Source organism: Pedobacter jeongneungensis, assembly GCF_039538295.1.
GTDB classification, from domain to species: domain Bacteria; phylum Bacteroidota; class Bacteroidia; order Sphingobacteriales; family Sphingobacteriaceae; genus Pedobacter; species Pedobacter jeongneungensis.
Map to the genome: position 1 here is coordinate 336,020 of NZ_BAABBY010000007.1, position 15,484 is coordinate 351,503.

The 15,484-nt window shown below is 38.9% G+C and carries 14 protein-coding genes; 4 read left to right on the top strand and 10 right to left on the bottom strand.

Annotated features, from left to right (window positions below; translation table 11 throughout):
* Window positions 1-90: 90 nt before the first annotated feature.
* On the top strand, window positions 91-435 hold the full coding sequence (locus ABD769_RS15695; RefSeq protein WP_090504033.1) for a hypothetical protein: 345 nt from the start codon (window positions 91-93) through the stop codon (window positions 433-435).
* A 384-nt stretch (window positions 436-819) separates the two neighbouring features.
* Here the strand turns inward: ABD769_RS15695 and ABD769_RS15700 are convergent, their stop codons facing one another.
* The 4 genes from ABD769_RS15700 to ABD769_RS15715 form a co-directional block, all read right to left on the bottom strand.
* The gene (locus ABD769_RS15700; protein ID WP_344852344.1) at window positions 820-1,497 is read right to left on the bottom strand and encodes a YiaD family glycine zipper/OmpA-like lipoprotein; all 678 of its coding nucleotides are present in this window, start codon (window positions 1,495-1,497) and stop codon (window positions 820-822) included.
* Window positions 1,498-1,672: 175 nt separating this feature from the next.
* A complete protein-coding gene (locus tag ABD769_RS15705; RefSeq protein ID WP_344852345.1) occupies window positions 1,673-2,365 on the bottom strand; it encodes an ABC transporter ATP-binding protein in 693 nt (230 codons plus the stop codon).
* A 2-nt stretch (window positions 2,366-2,367) separates the two neighbouring features.
* Window positions 2,368-3,840 (bottom strand): DUF5687 family protein, encoded by a 1,473-nt coding sequence (locus ABD769_RS15710; protein WP_344852346.1) that lies wholly within the window; start codon window positions 3,838-3,840, stop codon window positions 2,368-2,370.
* Between the two features lie 67 nt (window positions 3,841-3,907).
* The gene (locus ABD769_RS15715) at window positions 3,908-5,188 is read right to left on the bottom strand and encodes a replication-associated recombination protein A (RefSeq protein WP_344852347.1); all 1,281 of its coding nucleotides are present in this window, start codon (window positions 5,186-5,188) and stop codon (window positions 3,908-3,910) included.
* A gap of 118 nt (window positions 5,189-5,306) precedes the next feature.
* On the opposite strand from ABD769_RS15715, the gene ABD769_RS15720 reads away from it, so the two are divergent.
* Window positions 5,307-5,687: a VOC family protein gene (locus ABD769_RS15720; RefSeq protein WP_344852348.1), complete on the top strand. Its 381-nt coding sequence runs from the start codon at window positions 5,307-5,309 to the stop codon at window positions 5,685-5,687.
* A gap of 213 nt (window positions 5,688-5,900) precedes the next feature.
* Here ABD769_RS15720 and ABD769_RS15725 read toward each other — a convergent pair whose 3' ends face one another.
* On the bottom strand, window positions 5,901-7,199 hold the full coding sequence (locus ABD769_RS15725) for an MFS transporter (RefSeq protein WP_344852349.1): 1,299 nt from the start codon (window positions 7,197-7,199) through the stop codon (window positions 5,901-5,903).
* 231 nt (window positions 7,200-7,430) lie between these two features.
* Here ABD769_RS15725 and ABD769_RS15730 point away from each other — a divergent pair, with 231 nt between their 5' ends.
* Complete coding sequence (locus tag ABD769_RS15730) at window positions 7,431-8,162, top strand: class I SAM-dependent methyltransferase (RefSeq protein WP_344852350.1); 732 nt, start codon at window positions 7,431-7,433, stop codon at window positions 8,160-8,162.
* Window positions 8,163-8,265: 103 nt separating this feature from the next.
* Here the strand turns inward: ABD769_RS15730 and hisS are convergent, their stop codons facing one another.
* From hisS to ABD769_RS15755, 5 genes are all read right to left on the bottom strand, one after another.
* Window positions 8,266-9,657: a histidine--tRNA ligase gene (gene hisS / locus ABD769_RS15735; RefSeq protein ID WP_344852351.1), complete on the bottom strand. Its 1,392-nt coding sequence runs from the start codon at window positions 9,655-9,657 to the stop codon at window positions 8,266-8,268.
* A gap of 145 nt (window positions 9,658-9,802) precedes the next feature.
* Window positions 9,803-10,546 (bottom strand): LytR/AlgR family response regulator transcription factor, encoded by a 744-nt coding sequence (locus ABD769_RS15740; protein ID WP_344852352.1) that lies wholly within the window; start codon window positions 10,544-10,546, stop codon window positions 9,803-9,805.
* 1 nt (window position 10,547) lies between these two features.
* Entirely contained in the window at window positions 10,548-12,131 is a 1,584-nt protein-coding gene (locus ABD769_RS15745) for a sensor histidine kinase (protein ID WP_344852353.1), read from the bottom strand.
* A 219-nt stretch (window positions 12,132-12,350) separates the two neighbouring features.
* Entirely contained in the window at window positions 12,351-12,701 is a 351-nt protein-coding gene (locus ABD769_RS15750) for a translation initiation factor (protein WP_090504011.1), read from the bottom strand.
* 219 nt (window positions 12,702-12,920) lie between these two features.
* On the bottom strand, window positions 12,921-13,802 hold the full coding sequence (locus ABD769_RS15755) for a diacylglycerol/lipid kinase family protein (protein ID WP_344852354.1): 882 nt from the start codon (window positions 13,800-13,802) through the stop codon (window positions 12,921-12,923).
* Window positions 13,803-14,025: 223 nt separating this feature from the next.
* Here ABD769_RS15755 and metK point away from each other — a divergent pair, with 223 nt between their 5' ends.
* Entirely contained in the window at window positions 14,026-15,276 is a 1,251-nt protein-coding gene (gene metK / locus ABD769_RS15760) for a methionine adenosyltransferase (RefSeq protein WP_344852355.1), read from the top strand.
* Window positions 15,277-15,484 lie beyond the last annotated feature (208 nt).

A 15,484-nucleotide genomic window follows, 5' to 3' on the forward strand; every position in this document is an offset into this window, starting at 1 on the left:
CAAAAATACCATTACCATTCAAGCTTAAGTGTTAAAAAGCCTAAACGTTTTACTTAAGGCTTACACGTTTTTACACTATCTTTGCAGGATATGAAGCCGTCGGAGATTAATGCCAAATGGAAAGTTTTACAGGAAAGGATTTCAACTGAATTTGATTCGGATTTTCCTGATTTAAAGGTGATGCTTTTTCTCATCGGCGTTCAGGAACTGGGCAAAGGCCCAAAGAAATACAGCAAGCGCCAGAAGGAAGAGCTGATGCACATTGCTACCTGCCGTTTATTGAGCGAAATGGGTTTCTACGAACTTGAAGGTTTAGATCAGGACGGCTGGCCGCACTGGAAACTAATTAAAGCCATTCCGCCTTATACCATGCTGGAGCAGGAGATGCTGATGAAATCGCTTGTAGTGAGCTATTTTGAAGATATTTATTCTTAGAATCCGTCCTTTTCGCGCTGTCATCTGACAGGTTTTTATAACTGTTTTTTTACCGTTCTGGAAAGCAGGGGCTATCTGTATTTTTTAAGTTTAGCCGGGCTTTTCGCTGTATCCCGATGAAAAATCGGGGATGCCGCTTCAATCCCGTTTAAGAAATTATGCCAGTGCAACTATTTAGGGTTGCAGGTGCGCTGAAAAACTTAAGCGAGTGGCGGGACTTTCGGAACCGATATCCGCAGAACTTTTCTAATAAGAATTTCCACGATTAGTGGCAGATGGCAACATCAGATACCACATTCAAAACTCTTAAACACAAAAAACCCCGGTGGATGTACACCGGGGCTGCATATATAATGACCTCATAGGTAGAGGGAATTTGCGATATTATCCTTGTTTCTGCGCAGTAGCTTTTAATGCATCATTAGCAACGATTACAATTTCTACGCGACGGTTAGCTGCACGGCCTGCATCAGTCTCGTTATCTGCAATTGGCTCAGCAAAACCTTTACCAATGGTAACCAATCTTGATGCTGGTACACCCTGAGAAACGGCATAAGCTTTAACAGCTGCTGCTCTTCTTTCTGATAAGCCCATGTTGTACTGTTCAGTACCACGGCTATCGGTATGCCCAATAATTTTGATATCTGTATCAGGATATTGATTTAATGAAGAAGCTAAGCTTTGTACGTTTGTTTTAGCAGCATCTTTCAAAGCGGTTTTATCAAAATCGAATAAAATACCACTATCAAATTTTACAATAATTCCTTCACCTTCACGAATAACTTCTGCGTTAGGAATAGCTTTCTGGATTTCAGCTGCCTGCCTGTCCATCCTACGACCGATAAAAGCTCCAGCTGTACCGCCAATAGCACCACCAATTAAAGCACCCACGGCTGTATTACCAGCTTTTTTACCAATTAATGCACCAATTACACCACCGGCTGCTGCACCAATACCGGCACCTTTTTGTGTTTTAGTTAAACTATCACAACTTTGGAATGCCATCGATCCTACGGCTAATCCTATACTTAATGTCGCTATTCTTACTTTTGAAATACTCATGATATGCTAGATTTATAATTCTACCCGACATATTCAAACACAATGCCAAAAACTACCTAAATTGTATTTTCTGTCTATTTTGATCGATTTTCACGGCAAAGGGCAATCAAGGGCATAAAAAAAGAGTCCCAACTGATCGGGACTCTCCTATAATGTATCATTCTTAGTACATAAACTAGGCAGAGAAATAACTCTCCAGCTCTTTTAATGTATTTTCGTCTGTTTTGAAATCTTTAATCACTTTTCCTTTCTCAACCAGTACAATCCGGCTACAAACATCTGTAACATGGTTTAAATCGTGACTGGAAATAAAAGTAGTCATGTTACCTGCCTGATCTTTTAACAATTTCTTCAACCGGATCTGCGTAGTTGGATCGAGGTTGGCAAAAGGTTCATCCAGAATTAAGATCTCAGGCTTCTGCATCAAAGCAGCAGCAATACCCACTTTAACCTGGTTCCCTTTACTAAAATCGCGGATATATTTGCCACTGTTCAGGATTTCGCCATTAAAAAATTCCCCATATTGATTCAGGTATGCGGAAACATCGGCCACACTGAGGTTATGTAAACTGCCAATAAAAATGAAATATTCTTCGGGCGTTAAATAATCGATTAGGAATCCTTCGTCCAAAAACGATGCGGTGTAATTTTTCCAGTTATCGTTCTGCATTACGTTTTCGCCTTTTGATAAAACCTCACCTGTGGTTGGGCGGATTAAATCTAAAAGCATGCGGAAGAAAGTAGTTTTACCTGCGCCGTTATTACCTACCAATCCTACTGTTTCACCGGTAGCAATCTGCAGGTCTTCGATGTTTACAACGGTTTTTTCGCCATAAACTTTTTGTAATTTCTTAACTTCTAAAATCATAATTATTCTCTAAAGCCTTCGGCTATTTTATATCGTTGTTTTTCAAGTCGCTTTGCAATGTAGTTTACCCAAAAGCCCCGCAGCAATAACATGACTAAACCGAATATCCCTACGATGGACAATCCCCAATAGGGCTTATTCAGGATGCCAAACGGGAGGTAAATCAGGATTGGGGTTAGTGCATAAGGAAACATTAAAAGCCATTGTGTAGCGCCCGTTCCCTGATAGTTAAAGCTTGCTGCTTTGGTAATATCCAATCTTTTATAGTTTAAAGTAGCCAGGTAAAGTACCACCACCGTACCGAAACCAATATTATATAAGTAAGCCGCCAAATGCAGAAGCAATAATTTCGGGCTTAAAAAGCCGTAAAAGCTGGCCAATAGAGTAATAATGGTACAACCAATGGTAAAAAGTAAAAATTTAGCCTTGATGTAATCTTTAAAATTAATTTTATTGGCCAATATGCCATCAAAATGGGCACTTTGCCAGGCAAACATGAACTGGCCATAAATAATGATGGAAACACCGGTCATGAAAATAGCGCCAAACATCATCTGCCCAAAAGCATCGCTATTAATTGCCTTTTCCTTGTAAAAAATAAATCCGTAGAAAAGAAAGAAGAAACCCAGGATAACTGCAGAACGTGGGCGTTTGTGTCGCAGGATTAACTTCAGCTCTAAAGCGGCCAGCTCGCCAACTTTGCCAAAACGGTTAAGGAAAGCATAATCGGTACTGCCTTTTTTCTCCTGTTTGGTGCTCAACTCTTCTACATAGAGATTTTTACGCAGAAAACCGGAGTTAAGGTAAAATATGGCTACAGCGGCCAGGGTAAATGCAAAGCCATAAAAAGGATGTGTGGCGATGGCCCTGAATACGAAATCAGAGGCAGCCATAATCGAAATTATCTTATAATATTCTAAAGCGGCAAAAACAGCTATAACCACCAGCCCGAAAAAGGTATAAAGTGTATTGGTGATCGATTTCCGCTTGATGTACAATACGAGATAGTTATTAAAAACCATCACTGAGAATATCGAAACAATATACATCAGCGTAACTAAAGCACCGTATTCGGGTAAAATTTTAATAAATACGAAAGGAAGAAAAATAAAAAACGGCCAAAGGTTAAAGGCCGAAAAAAGCGCCTTAACATTTAAAAACCTGATGATTTTGCTTCTTGAGATTCTTAAATGCAGGTAAGGAATAATGCTTAAAGTTGGCAATTCCTGAAACTGTAAACGCATGATAAAATCGAATGCGAAATAATAAAGGATAATACCGTTAAAACTCGAAATTACCTCTTTGTTTGGGAAAATTTTTGGCAGGAAATGCGACATTCCAAAACCTACGCCAACGGCAATGGCAAAAAAGTAAAGCATAAAGAAACCCAAAACAATCTGGCCGGCAATGCTACTGCCCCTGTTGCGCGAACGCCAGAAAGATTTTCTTTGATGGCTTAAAAAAGTACTCAGCATATTTAGTTTAGGTGTTTGATTTTTAGTCAATATACTTATTAGTATGCATTCAGGAGAAAATGTTACACTAATATTTGTATTTGTCTTTCCAGTTTTGCCTCAGTTTTTCGCGCAATTTCTCTTCTGCCGCATTTTTACCCGGATCGTAGAGTTTTGTACCGCTCAATTCTTCGGGAAAATATTCCTGTGGAGAGAAATTACCCTCATATCCGTGCGAATATTGATAATCTTTTCCATAACCGATATTTTTCATCAGTTTGGTCGGTGCATTTCGGATATGTAAAGGCACTGGCAGGTTACCTGTTTGTTTAACCAAAGCCTGCGCCTTATTAATGGCTTCGTAGGAGGCATTACTTTTTGGCGAACTGGCCAGATAAGTTACACATTGTGATAAGATAATCCTTGCCTCCGGATAACCGATTACATTTACGGCCGTAAAGCAGTTATTGGCCAGCAACAATGCATTTGGGTTGGCGTTTCCGATATCTTCTGAAGATAAAATCAATAACCTGCGGGCAATAAATAAGGGATCTTCCCCACCTTCTATCATTCTGGCCAACCAGTAAACCGCTGCATTAGGGTCGCTACCGCGAATTGATTTGATAAATGCCGAAATAATATCGTAATGCTGTTCTCCGGCTTTATCGTACAGTGCAAGGTTCTGTTGTGCATGGGCCAGTACATTTTCATTAGTAAGCACCATTTTATTCCCGCCAATGCCGTTAATGGCAATTTCGAGCACATTCAAAAGTTTCCGTGCATCGCCACCCGATAACCGGATTAAGGCTTCATGTTCTTTTATGGTGATTTTTTTCTCCGCAAGAACGGCATCTTTTTTAATGGCCGTTTGCAACAAACCAGCCAATTCTTCTTCCGTCAGAGATTTTAATATATAAACCTGACAGCGGGAAAGTAATGCGGAAATAACTTCGAAAGATGGATTTTCGGTTGTGGCGCCGATTAAGGTAACCAGTCCCCTTTCTACCGCTCCTAATAAACTATCCTGCTGCGATTTACTGAAACGGTGGATCTCGTCAATAAATAGAATGGGTAAACCTAAAAAGCTGTCTTTTAGCTGTGCAGCCCGATCAATTACCTCGCGGATATCTTTCACCCCGCTGTTAATGGCGCTCAGGTTAAAAAACGGCCTGTCTAAAGCCTGCGAAATGATATAGGCTAGTGTTGTTTTACCTACTCCGGGAGGTCCCCAGAAAATCATTGATGGCAGTTGGCCGCTTTCGATAGCCTTGCGCAACACGGCTCCTACCCCTACTAAATGTTTTTGCCCAACATATTCATCAAGATTTTGAGGGCGCATACGTTCGGCTAAAGGAGGCAGGTTTTGCATAATGGTAAATATATAAAAATTGATTATTTTGTTAACCGATAGTTACTAACCAAATATCGGAAACATAAATCCTTTAGCTAAAACAAAAGGACGAATGCTTTAGTTCTAATTTATTATTATGGACATCAAAAATTTAGATCACCTTGTATTAACCGTCGCCAATTTAGAAAGTACCTGTAAATTTTACAGCCTGGCTTTGGGAATGGAAATTATTGAGTTTGGCGAATACCGAAAGGCGCTGAAGTTTGGTAATCAAAAGATTAATCTTCATCAATATGGATCAGAATTTGAGCCAAAAGCATTTAAACCGATGCCTGGAACAGCTGATTTATGTTTCATCACCGATTTTCCGCTTCGCGAAGTAATGCAGGAACTTAAAGAAAAATGTATAGAGGTGGAAGAAGGGCCGGTAGAACGGACCGGAGCCAATGGAAAAATTATATCGATTTATCTCCGCGATCCGGACATGAATCTAATTGAGGTGAGTAATTATCTTTAATCATACGTTGTCTTTTCTGATGGAGAATAAGTTAGCTACCGAATCCCTGATTATCATGGAAAACTTATAACCAACGATAGCTCAATACAAAAAGTCGTCATTTCGAGGAGGCACGACGAAGCAATCTTACAACGATCGCTATAAGCCATAGTTTAAAGATTGCTTCGTCGACTGAAAAAGCCTTCTCGCAATGACGACAGATGGCGTGAAAATCTAATCCTCAATCTTCGAATGGTGTTTGGTATCTTTCATGGTGGTGTACAAAATCAGTGAGATTAAAATACATCCGGTTACGTACCAGTAAAAGTAACTTTCGTGCCCTATATTTTTAAACCACAGTGCTAAATATTCTGCCGTTCCGCCGAAAATGGCAACAGTTAAGGCATAGGGTAAACCCACACCCAACGCCCTGATTTCTGCCGGAAAAAGTTCTGCTTTAACTACAGCATTAATACTGGTGTAGCCGCTTACAATAATCAAAGCACCGATCATCAATAAAAATATGATTGTAGTATTGGTTTCGCCTGCTAAACCTGTTAAAATCGGATAAGTGCATAAAGTACCCAGAACACCAAAACCAATTAATAATGGTTTACGACCTATTTTATCAGACAGTAAACCAAATAATGGCTGCATAATGGCAAAAACCAGTAAAGAAATAAATGATAGCTTTGTAGAGGTTTCTTTACTCAAGTGCACCGTATTCACCAGAAACTTTTGCATATAGGTGCTAAACGTATAAAAGGCAATGGTTCCGCCTAAGGTTAAGCCCACTACGGTAAAAACCTCTTTCGGATATTTCAATAAGACAGCGATACCTCCTTTTTTATCTTCCGCATTTTTACTTTTAAAAGCAGCCGTTTCATCGATATGTCTTCGCAGATACAAAGCAATGAAGGAAAGTACTGCACCAATAAAAAAAGGGATGCGCCAGCCCCAGGCATGTAATTCTGCAGGAGTAAGCAACCAGTTTTGCAAGATCAACTGAATGCCTAAGGCCAATAATTGCCCGCCAATTAGGGTTACATATTGAAAACTCGAATAAAAGCCGCGGTGTTTTTTGGTGGCCATCTCGCTGAGATAAGTGGCAGAGGTTCCATATTCGCCGCCAGTACTTAATCCTTGAATCAGCCTTGCAAAAATGAGTAATAATGGAGCAGCTATACCAATTTGTTTATAACCCGGTGTTAATCCGATAATTAATGAACCTATGGCCATAATCAGTACCGAAAGCGTCATAGAGCGTTTCCTGCCTAATTTATCGGCAATGCTTCCGAATAACCAGCCGCCAATAGGGCGCATTAAAAATCCTACCGCAAAAATACCTGCGGTGTCTAATAACTGTGCAGTCGGATTGCTATTTGGAAAAAAAGCAGGCGAAAAGTAAAGTGCAAAGGCAGAATAAGTGTACCAATCGTACCACTCAACAAGATTGCCTACCGAGCCCCCAAATATAGATTTTAACCGATATTCTACATCCTTAACTTCGTCTTTTTGTACTGTTTTTTCCATAGGGCAGAATTATTGAATGAGTGAATAGTAGAGTGAGTGAATGATAGAATGAACGAATAATAGAATGATTGATTGAGAGAATTTTGAATGAGTGATTAAATGCCAATATGAAACTTAAATTAACACCAGTTGTTTATCAAAAATATAATAATTTTATAAAGAAAGAGCGGAGTTATTTCCATCGCGACCCTATTTACTCCTTCCTTCATTTAAAATTCAATCATTATAACAATGAAAGACAATTTTTCTACCCAATCTGCTGATTACGCCATATACCGGCCAACATATCCGCAGGAACTTTACGATTACCTGTTTACGCTGGTAAAAAACAAGGAAACAGCATGGGATTGTGCTACAGGGAATGGTCAGGTGGCACGCGTATTGGCGCGGTATTTTGGTGCAGTTTACGCAACAGATATCAGCGAGAATCAGTTAAAAAATGCTTTACAACTTCCAAACATTACCTACAAAGTTGAGCCTGCAGAACAAACTTCGGTTGGCAATGAAAGTTTCGACCTGATTACGGTTGCGCAGGCGATACACTGGTTTAATTTTGAAGCATTTTATGCCGAAGTAAGGAGAACACTTAAACCTGACGGACTTTTTGCGGTAATTGGTTACGGCATCATGTCAATCGATAAAAAAGTTGACAAAGTTATTCATAAGCTCTACGAAGACATTTTGGGTAAATACTGGGATAGCGAACGCCGATACATTGAAGAAGGTTATAAAACCATCCCTTTTCCTTTTGAAGAAATTACAGCACCACATTTCCAGATTAAAACCACCTGGAATTTTAACCAGTTAATTGGGTATTTAAACACCTGGTCGTCTTTGCAACATTATAAAAAGGCCAATGATCGCAATCCATTGGAATACCTGTTTACAGAGTTAAAGGAAGCCTGGGGCGATGATGCGGAGAAAAATGTGCATTTCCCGGTATTATTACGGATTGGGCGGTAGGTTTAAGCCAGATAAATCCTGAAACAAGTTCAGGATGACGACCGCATCTCCCACCTCTATGCCATCCATGAAAACTCATTGATCTCTCTGGTTAAATAAACCTCTATTTCAACAACTCCAGAATACCTAAAACAGTCAGTTTTTTCTGCTCACCGCTTTGCATATCTTTTAAGGTAAGTTCGCCGCTGGCAATTTCATCACCACCGATTAAAATAACATAAGGGATTTTTTTTGCATCGGCATAGGCCATTTGTTTCTTCAGTTTTGCCGAACCTGGGTATAATTCTGCTGAAATTCCTGCATTTCTGAACTGCTGAACAATTGGTAAGGCATATTTTTCGGCTTCCGCATCAAAATTACTGATCAATACCTTGGTTCCGATCTCTGCCGAGGCGGGGAAAAGGTTTAGTTCTTCCAATACATCATAAATACGGTCGGCACCGAAAGAAACACCCACGCCGGTTAAATCTTTCAACCCGAACATACCGGTTAAATCATCGTAACGGCCGCCGCCACCGATACTGCCCATGGCCACTTCGTTGGTTTTAACTTCGAAAATACAACCGGTATAATAGTTTAAACCACGTGCTAAAGTAATATCCAGTTCCAATTTCGCTGTTAATGGCAATGCATAAGCAATCAGGTTTTCTACATATTCAAAAACCTGTTCTATTTCGGCTATACCTTTTAAACCCGTTTCTGATTGAGCTAAAACATCTTTCAGGCTGGCCAGTTTTTCTTCATTACTTCCTTCCAGTAAAATCACCGGACGGAGTTTTTCCAGATCGGCTTCGGTAAAGCCACGCTCCAGGAGCTCTTTACTTACGCCATCTAAACCGATTTTATCCAGTTTATCAATGGCTACCGTCATATCAATTATTAAATCAGGTTTACCAATAATTTCGGCAATGCCTGATAAAATTTTACGGTTATTAATTTTGATGCTGAAATCCTTTAAACCCAGTTTGCTTAAAGCTTCGTTATAGATTAAAATAAATTCGGCTTCGTTCAGTAAACTTTCTGATCCCACTACATCTACATCGCACTGGTAAAACTCGCGGTACCTGCCTTTTTGCGGTCGATCGGCACGCCAAACGGGCTGCACCTGAAAACGTTTAAAAGGCAAAGTAATTTCGTGCTGGTGCATTACTACATAACGGGCAAATGGCACGGTTAAATCGTAGCGTAAGGCTTTTTCGGAAATCAGAGGAATCAGTTTATTACTATTATCTTCTTCAGTAAAATCGAATGATTTCTTTTTCGCATCTTTAAGATAATCTCCGCTGTTTAAAATTTTAAAAATCAGTTTATCGCCTTCATCGCCATATTTCCCGGTTAAGGTATTAAGGTTTTCGAAACTTGGCGTCTGGATTTCAGCGTAACCATATTTCCTGAAAACCGTTTTAATGGTATCGTAAATAAAGTTGCGTTTTACCATTTCAACCGGAGTAAAATCGCGGGTACCTTTTGCTAATGAGGGTTTAATAACTGACATAGCCGCAAAAGTACAAAAATGTAATGTTTAAAAAACAAAGATTCGTTATTGCGAGGAGGAACGACGAAGCAATCTTACAACGATCGCTACATGCGAGTGCTTTAAGATTGCTTCGTGCCTCAGCAATGACGTAATTATTTTAAAATTATTTCCCTAACACTTCTTTTACCATTTCCCTGTTTGGTTTACTAACCGGGATTTTATCACCATTATTCATCAACAGCGTTCCGCCATCTTCTTTTAACCAGCTTTTTACAAATTTCGGGTTTACCAGGTGGCTTTGGTGTGCTCGTATAAAACCATGGGGTTTTAGTAAATCTGAATATTCTTTTAGTGGTTTCGAAATTAGGATTTTATCGCCATTGGTTAAGAAGAAAAAAGTATAGGTATTATCGGCTACGCAACGCACAATATCACTAACCGAAACATAGCGGATTTCGTGTTGCTGGGGCAAGGCAATTTTCGGACTGCCGGATTCACTCTTTTTAATCTGGCTCAATAGAAAATTGAGCTGTTCACCATTTATCTTATTCCTGAACCTGATTTCAGCTTTTTCTACCGCAGCTTTCAACTCTTCGGGATCAACCGGCTTGAGCAGATAATCCAATGCCGCAAATTTTACTGCCTGGATGCCATAATTATCATAGGCGGTTACAAACACCACCTCAAAAGTTTTTTCAGTAAGCAGGTTCAACAAATCAAAACCTGTTGTTTTTCCCATTTGGATGTCGAGGAAAAGCAGATCAGGATGATGCAGGTTAACCTGTGTAAAAGCCTCTTCAATATTGCTGGCATTGGCTACCACTTTAATGTTAGGGCAGTGCTTGTTCAGTAAAATCTTCAGATTTTCTAAATTGGCTGCTTCATCATCTACTAAAATTGCCCGCATTTTACAACCATTGATTAATTGTGATCTGAATTAAAGTTCCTTGCGCATCCGCTTTCATATCTAATAAAAACGGAGTTTCTTTATAAATCGAATTGAGTAAAGATATTCTGTTTTTCGTCAATGCCAGGCCTAAACCTGTATAATCTTTTGCAGTATCGAAACCATTGCCGTTATCTTTTACGCTTAATACCAGGTCTGTCTCCCCTTTTGTAAAACTGATTTCAATTTTTCCATCATTTCCTTTTTCGGCAATACCATGTTTTACCGCATTTTCTACAAAAGGCTGCAGAAGCATGGCCGGGATTTCGATATTCTCTACATCCAGATCAGGTGAAGCACAAATATGATACTGAAACCCGAAACGTAATTGCTCCATTTGCAGGTAATCATCCAGTAGGGTCTTCTCTGATATTAAACTGATGAGTTCTTTATGATCTAATACATTTCTGGTTAGACGGGCAAACTTGGTGAGGTAACGATTGGCATTATCGGTTTCGTTTTTGTTCATCAGGTTTTGAATTCCCGCCAGGGCGTTGAACAAAAAGTGCGGGTTTAACTGCGAGCGAACAGAATTTAACTGGAGTTTGGCGATTTCTTTATCTCTATATTGTAAAGCCAGTTTTTTAGCTTCTTTCTTTTTGATATAAGTTACAATAGCTCCAAAAATTGCTCCTGCTATGGCGCACAATATGAGTCCATAAATGATGAGCTGTTTTTCAGAAAAATATTTTCTTCTAACATTGTTTACATGAAAAGAATAACGGGTGGTACTTTTTTCAATGGATTTTGAATTAAAACCTTGAGAAAGTTTAGGAATAATCAATACTTCATAATCTCCGGAATTATTAAAATATTCTGCACCAATTAATAAATAAGGTACTCTAGGCGTGATGTAACCATAAATCCAATCATTTGAACGAAATACAATTTTTCTTGTCAATTTATTTCTAAGGTAAACACTATAGATAAAATCCAAGTCCGTACTTTTAATTGCTATCATTAAATTTTTGGTGGTCTCGTCAACATCTATATTTGGAGAATTTCTCTTGTTCTGCATTTCCACTACTGCTCCTTTCTTAGTGCTAACATTTAATGTAACAAATGAAATAAATGCAGGCTTAATCGCTTTATTATAGATAATTATAGTTGCTATTTCACTCCTATTGGTAATTTTATAAAGATTAATCGTCAGTTTTTTGTTTTCTACATTAAATTTTCCCAAATCTATCCGAGCCCGGTTTTTATCCAGACTTTTAATGTCCGATTGATTTGGTGTCGCATCTGAAATAATCTGTTTATTATCGTTTTCAACAATATTATATCGATAAAACGATAAGCTATCTTTATTTATAAATCCGAAAAGATTAATTTCCTTTGATCCTTCTAAATAAACAAGGTTGTTTAAAGGCTGATTGGCTATAGAATTAAAATAATCAACAGTTTGTGTAAACTCATCAACAGTAAAAAGTATGTTAAACCCAAAGTTGCCAAGGCTTCCAGGATAAAAATTTTTATAGCCAGTTTTCTGTGCATTTACTACGAAAGCGAGAACCAGAAAAAAAAGGGAAAGGATTATCTTTTTCATGCGTTTAATTTTTCATAAACATCTCGCAAAAAATCTGCTTAAGAAACATTAAAACAGGATATGATCTGGTTAATCTAGTAAAAGAAACGATTGAAGCAGTATTTGTATCTGGAGGGGTGGAATTTAAAGAAGGATGACTAAAACGATAACTTTCGAATCAGATTTCTCCATTCCGTTACACTTCAGTCGAAATGACGGGGCGCAGGAACTACTTTTCAGTTATCCCCCGGCCTTTTTTACTTTATAGCCATCTTTTTGCAGAATGCCCATTACTTTATCGCGCACATCACCCTGGATCATGATTTCGCCATCTTTAACCGAGCCGCCTACACCGCATTTAGTCTTTAGCATTTTACCCAATACCTCTAAATCTTCTGACCGGCCCCTGAAACCTGTAATTAGCGTTACGGCTTTACCGCCACGGTTCTTTTTATCGAGCATTACCCTTAAATCCTGCTGGTTGTTCGGCGAAGTAACGGTATCATCAACTTCTTCTTCGTATTCGAATTCGGGATTGGTAGAATACATAATTCCGCCAAGATCGCTTAAACTATTTTTCTTTGGTTTCATGCTAATAATGTAATATGGGAGATGGATGATGGTTTGTTGGTTAACTGGTTAATTGTGCAAATCGGTTAATTGACGCTCAACGCTAAATTGGTTAATGGTTGATAATTCATAGTTTAATAGCCGATCGTATCCGCCAACCACTTTACGCTTAGCGCTCAACGCTAAATTGTCGATGATTGATAGTTTGATGGTCAATAGCTAGATTATTTCCAAACTCAATTAAGGAACGATCACTTTTAACGATAATGGGTTCACCACCGCTGTGATCTCCGTTCCCATTTGTAAAGGTTCGCCATCAACATGCACTGCCCCCGCTTTTTCCCTTATAATTTTTATGTTTTTTCCTTTAATAATTTCAATCATATCAGAGCTTTCTGCCATGCCCCTTAACATTACATAACCCAAAACAGGCAATTTTATTATTGGGAAGGGCTTGATAATGCAAACATCCAGCAATCCATCTTTTACCGAGGCATTTGGCGAGATATAAACATCGTTTCCATACTGAGATGAATTGGCAATACTAATGGCAAAAGCTTTTTTGGTGTATTCAATCCCGTCGATATTCAATTGATAGGTTTGCGGCTTATAATTAAAAACTTCCTGAAAACCCAGTTTAACATAACCTGATAATCCGCGTTTTTTATCTTTCGAAAAAACGGAACTTAAATGGGCATCAAATCCCATCCCCGCCAGGTTAAAAAAACATTTGTTGTTAAACTCGGCGGTATCAATCTCATCAATTTTAAAATTATTGATAATTGATAGGGCATACCTTAAATTTTTAGAAATATTTAAGAACCTCGCTAAGCCGTTTCCCGATCCGAGCGGTAAAATACCTAAAACTTTATTGTGTTTAAGTACCTTGCTTGCCACTTCGTTAATGGTACCATCGCCGCCAGCAGCAATAATTACATCGAAATTTTTGGTAGCAGCTTCGTCGGCCAGTTCACCGGCATGGCCCACATATTCGCTGAAAACGAAGTTGGGACTAAACTTTTCCTTATCCAGGTATTTGTCGATAAAATCGGGAATACGCAGTTTCCCTCTCCCACCAGAAATAGGATTTATGATAAAGAGGATATTGATCTTTGTGTGCAAAGTGTAAGATTGAGTGCACAAAATAATCTATAATTTTTGAAATAAAGAAAATATGCTAATTTTGCGACAGTAAAAAGTGGATTGATTTGCTATCCCGACACCTCGGGACCGGATTGCAACCACTTAAAAAAATTGCTAATGCCTCCTTTCAATCATTTTACCACCTGTTTCCAAGGGGTTTGGCAATTATAAATTTGTTTATTTATCATTAATTATTTAATAAATGTCATATTTATTTACATCAGAATCTGTTTCTGAGGGTCACCCAGATAAAATCGCCGATCAAATTTCGGATGCGTTAATTGATAACTTTTTGGCTTTCGATCCAGAATCAAAGGTAGCTTGCGAAACTTTGGTTACCACTGGTCAGGTTATTTTGGCGGGTGAGGTAAAATCTAAAACATATTTAGATGTACAACAAATTGCACGCGATGTAATCAAGAAAATTGGTTACACTAAAAGCGAATACATGTTCGAGGCCAATTCTTGCGGTATTTTATCGGCCATACACGAGCAATCGCAGGATATAAACCAGGGTGTAGATAGAAGCAGCAAAGAAGAACAAGGTGCGGGCGATCAGGGTATGATGTTTGGCTATGCCACCAACGAAACCGAAGATTATATGCCTTTGGCATTAAATCTTTCTCATAAATTATTACAGGAACTTGCTGTTTTACGCCGCGAAAATAACGAAATCACTTATTTACGCCCTGATGCAAAAAGCCAGGTTACTTTAGAATACGATGATAACAATAAACCGGTTCGCATCGATGCCATTGTAATTTCTACACAGCACGATGATTTTGATGAAGAAGCTGCAATGTTAGCCAAAATCAAAACTGACCTGGTAAATATTCTGATTCCAAGAATCATCAAAAACAATCCGGCTTACGCACATTTATTTAACGATAAAATTGAGTACCACATTAACCCAACCGGTAAATTTGTAATCGGCGGTCCGCATGGCGATACAGGTTTAACCGGTAGAAAAATTATCGTTGATACTTACGGTGGCAAAGGCGCTCACGGTGGTGGTGCTTTCTCGGGTAAAGATCCAAGTAAAGTAGACAGAAGTGCCGCTTATGCTACACGCCACATCGCTAAAAACCTGGTAGCTGCAGGTATTGCCGACGAAATTCTGGTTCAGGTATCTTATGCAATCGGTGTTGCAAAACCAATGGGTATTTACATCAACACTTACGGAACTGGTAAAGTGGGTAAAACGGATGGCGAGATTGCAAAAATTGTTGAGTCGATTTTCGATATGCGTCCTTACTTTATTGAGCAACGTTTAAAATTAAGAAACCCGATTTATAGCGAAACTGCTGCTTACGGACACATGGGCCGTACGCCGGAAACGGTTACCAAAACTTTCAGAACACCAAACGGTGAAGAAAAAACGGTTTCAGTTGATCTGTTTACCTGGGAGAAATTAGATTACGTAGATCAGGTTAAAGCTGCTTTCGGTATTTAATTTACATAAATTTATAGAAAAGGCGTTTTGCAATGTTGCAGAACGCCTTTTTTTGGTTCAAAACCGATGATGTCGGCATGGAACTCTGCCAGACAGACTTCGAAAGTTAGTTAGTTGTTTTTGAAAAGCAGGGTTCTGTGTACATCGGTTTCGAAAGCCCCGCCATTCGCTTTACCTCACTGCGTTCGGTGCACGCTACTGTCGGGTT

Excerpts from the sequence above, each read along its gene's own strand:
- ABD769_RS15695 (WP_090504033.1), top strand. The coding sequence starts at position 91 with ATGAAGCCGTCGGAGATTAATGCCAAATGGAAAGTTTTACAGGAAAGG.
- ABD769_RS15700 (WP_344852344.1), bottom strand. The coding sequence starts at position 1,497 with ATGAGTATTTCAAAAGTAAGAATAGCGACATTAAGTATAGGATTAGCC.
- ABD769_RS15705 (WP_344852345.1), bottom strand. The coding sequence starts at position 2,365 with ATGATTTTAGAAGTTAAGAAATTACAAAAAGTTTATGGCGAAAAAACC.
- ABD769_RS15710 (WP_344852346.1), bottom strand. The coding sequence starts at position 3,840 with ATGCTGAGTACTTTTTTAAGCCATCAAAGAAAATCTTTCTGGCGTTCG.
- ABD769_RS15715 (WP_344852347.1), bottom strand. The coding sequence starts at position 5,188 with ATGCAAAACCTGCCTCCTTTAGCCGAACGTATGCGCCCTCAAAATCTT.
- ABD769_RS15720 (WP_344852348.1), top strand. The coding sequence starts at position 5,307 with ATGGACATCAAAAATTTAGATCACCTTGTATTAACCGTCGCCAATTTA.
- ABD769_RS15725 (WP_344852349.1), bottom strand. The coding sequence starts at position 7,199 with ATGGAAAAAACAGTACAAAAAGACGAAGTTAAGGATGTAGAATATCGG.
- ABD769_RS15730 (WP_344852350.1), top strand. The coding sequence starts at position 7,431 with ATGAAAGACAATTTTTCTACCCAATCTGCTGATTACGCCATATACCGG.
- hisS (WP_344852351.1), bottom strand. The coding sequence starts at position 9,657 with ATGTCAGTTATTAAACCCTCATTAGCAAAAGGTACCCGCGATTTTACT.
- ABD769_RS15740 (WP_344852352.1), bottom strand. The coding sequence starts at position 10,546 with ATGCGGGCAATTTTAGTAGATGATGAAGCAGCCAATTTAGAAAATCTG.
- ABD769_RS15745 (WP_344852353.1), bottom strand. The coding sequence starts at position 12,131 with ATGAAAAAGATAATCCTTTCCCTTTTTTTTCTGGTTCTCGCTTTCGTA.
- ABD769_RS15750 (WP_090504011.1), bottom strand. The coding sequence starts at position 12,701 with ATGAAACCAAAGAAAAATAGTTTAAGCGATCTTGGCGGAATTATGTAT.
- metK (WP_344852355.1), top strand. The coding sequence starts at position 14,026 with ATGTCATATTTATTTACATCAGAATCTGTTTCTGAGGGTCACCCAGAT.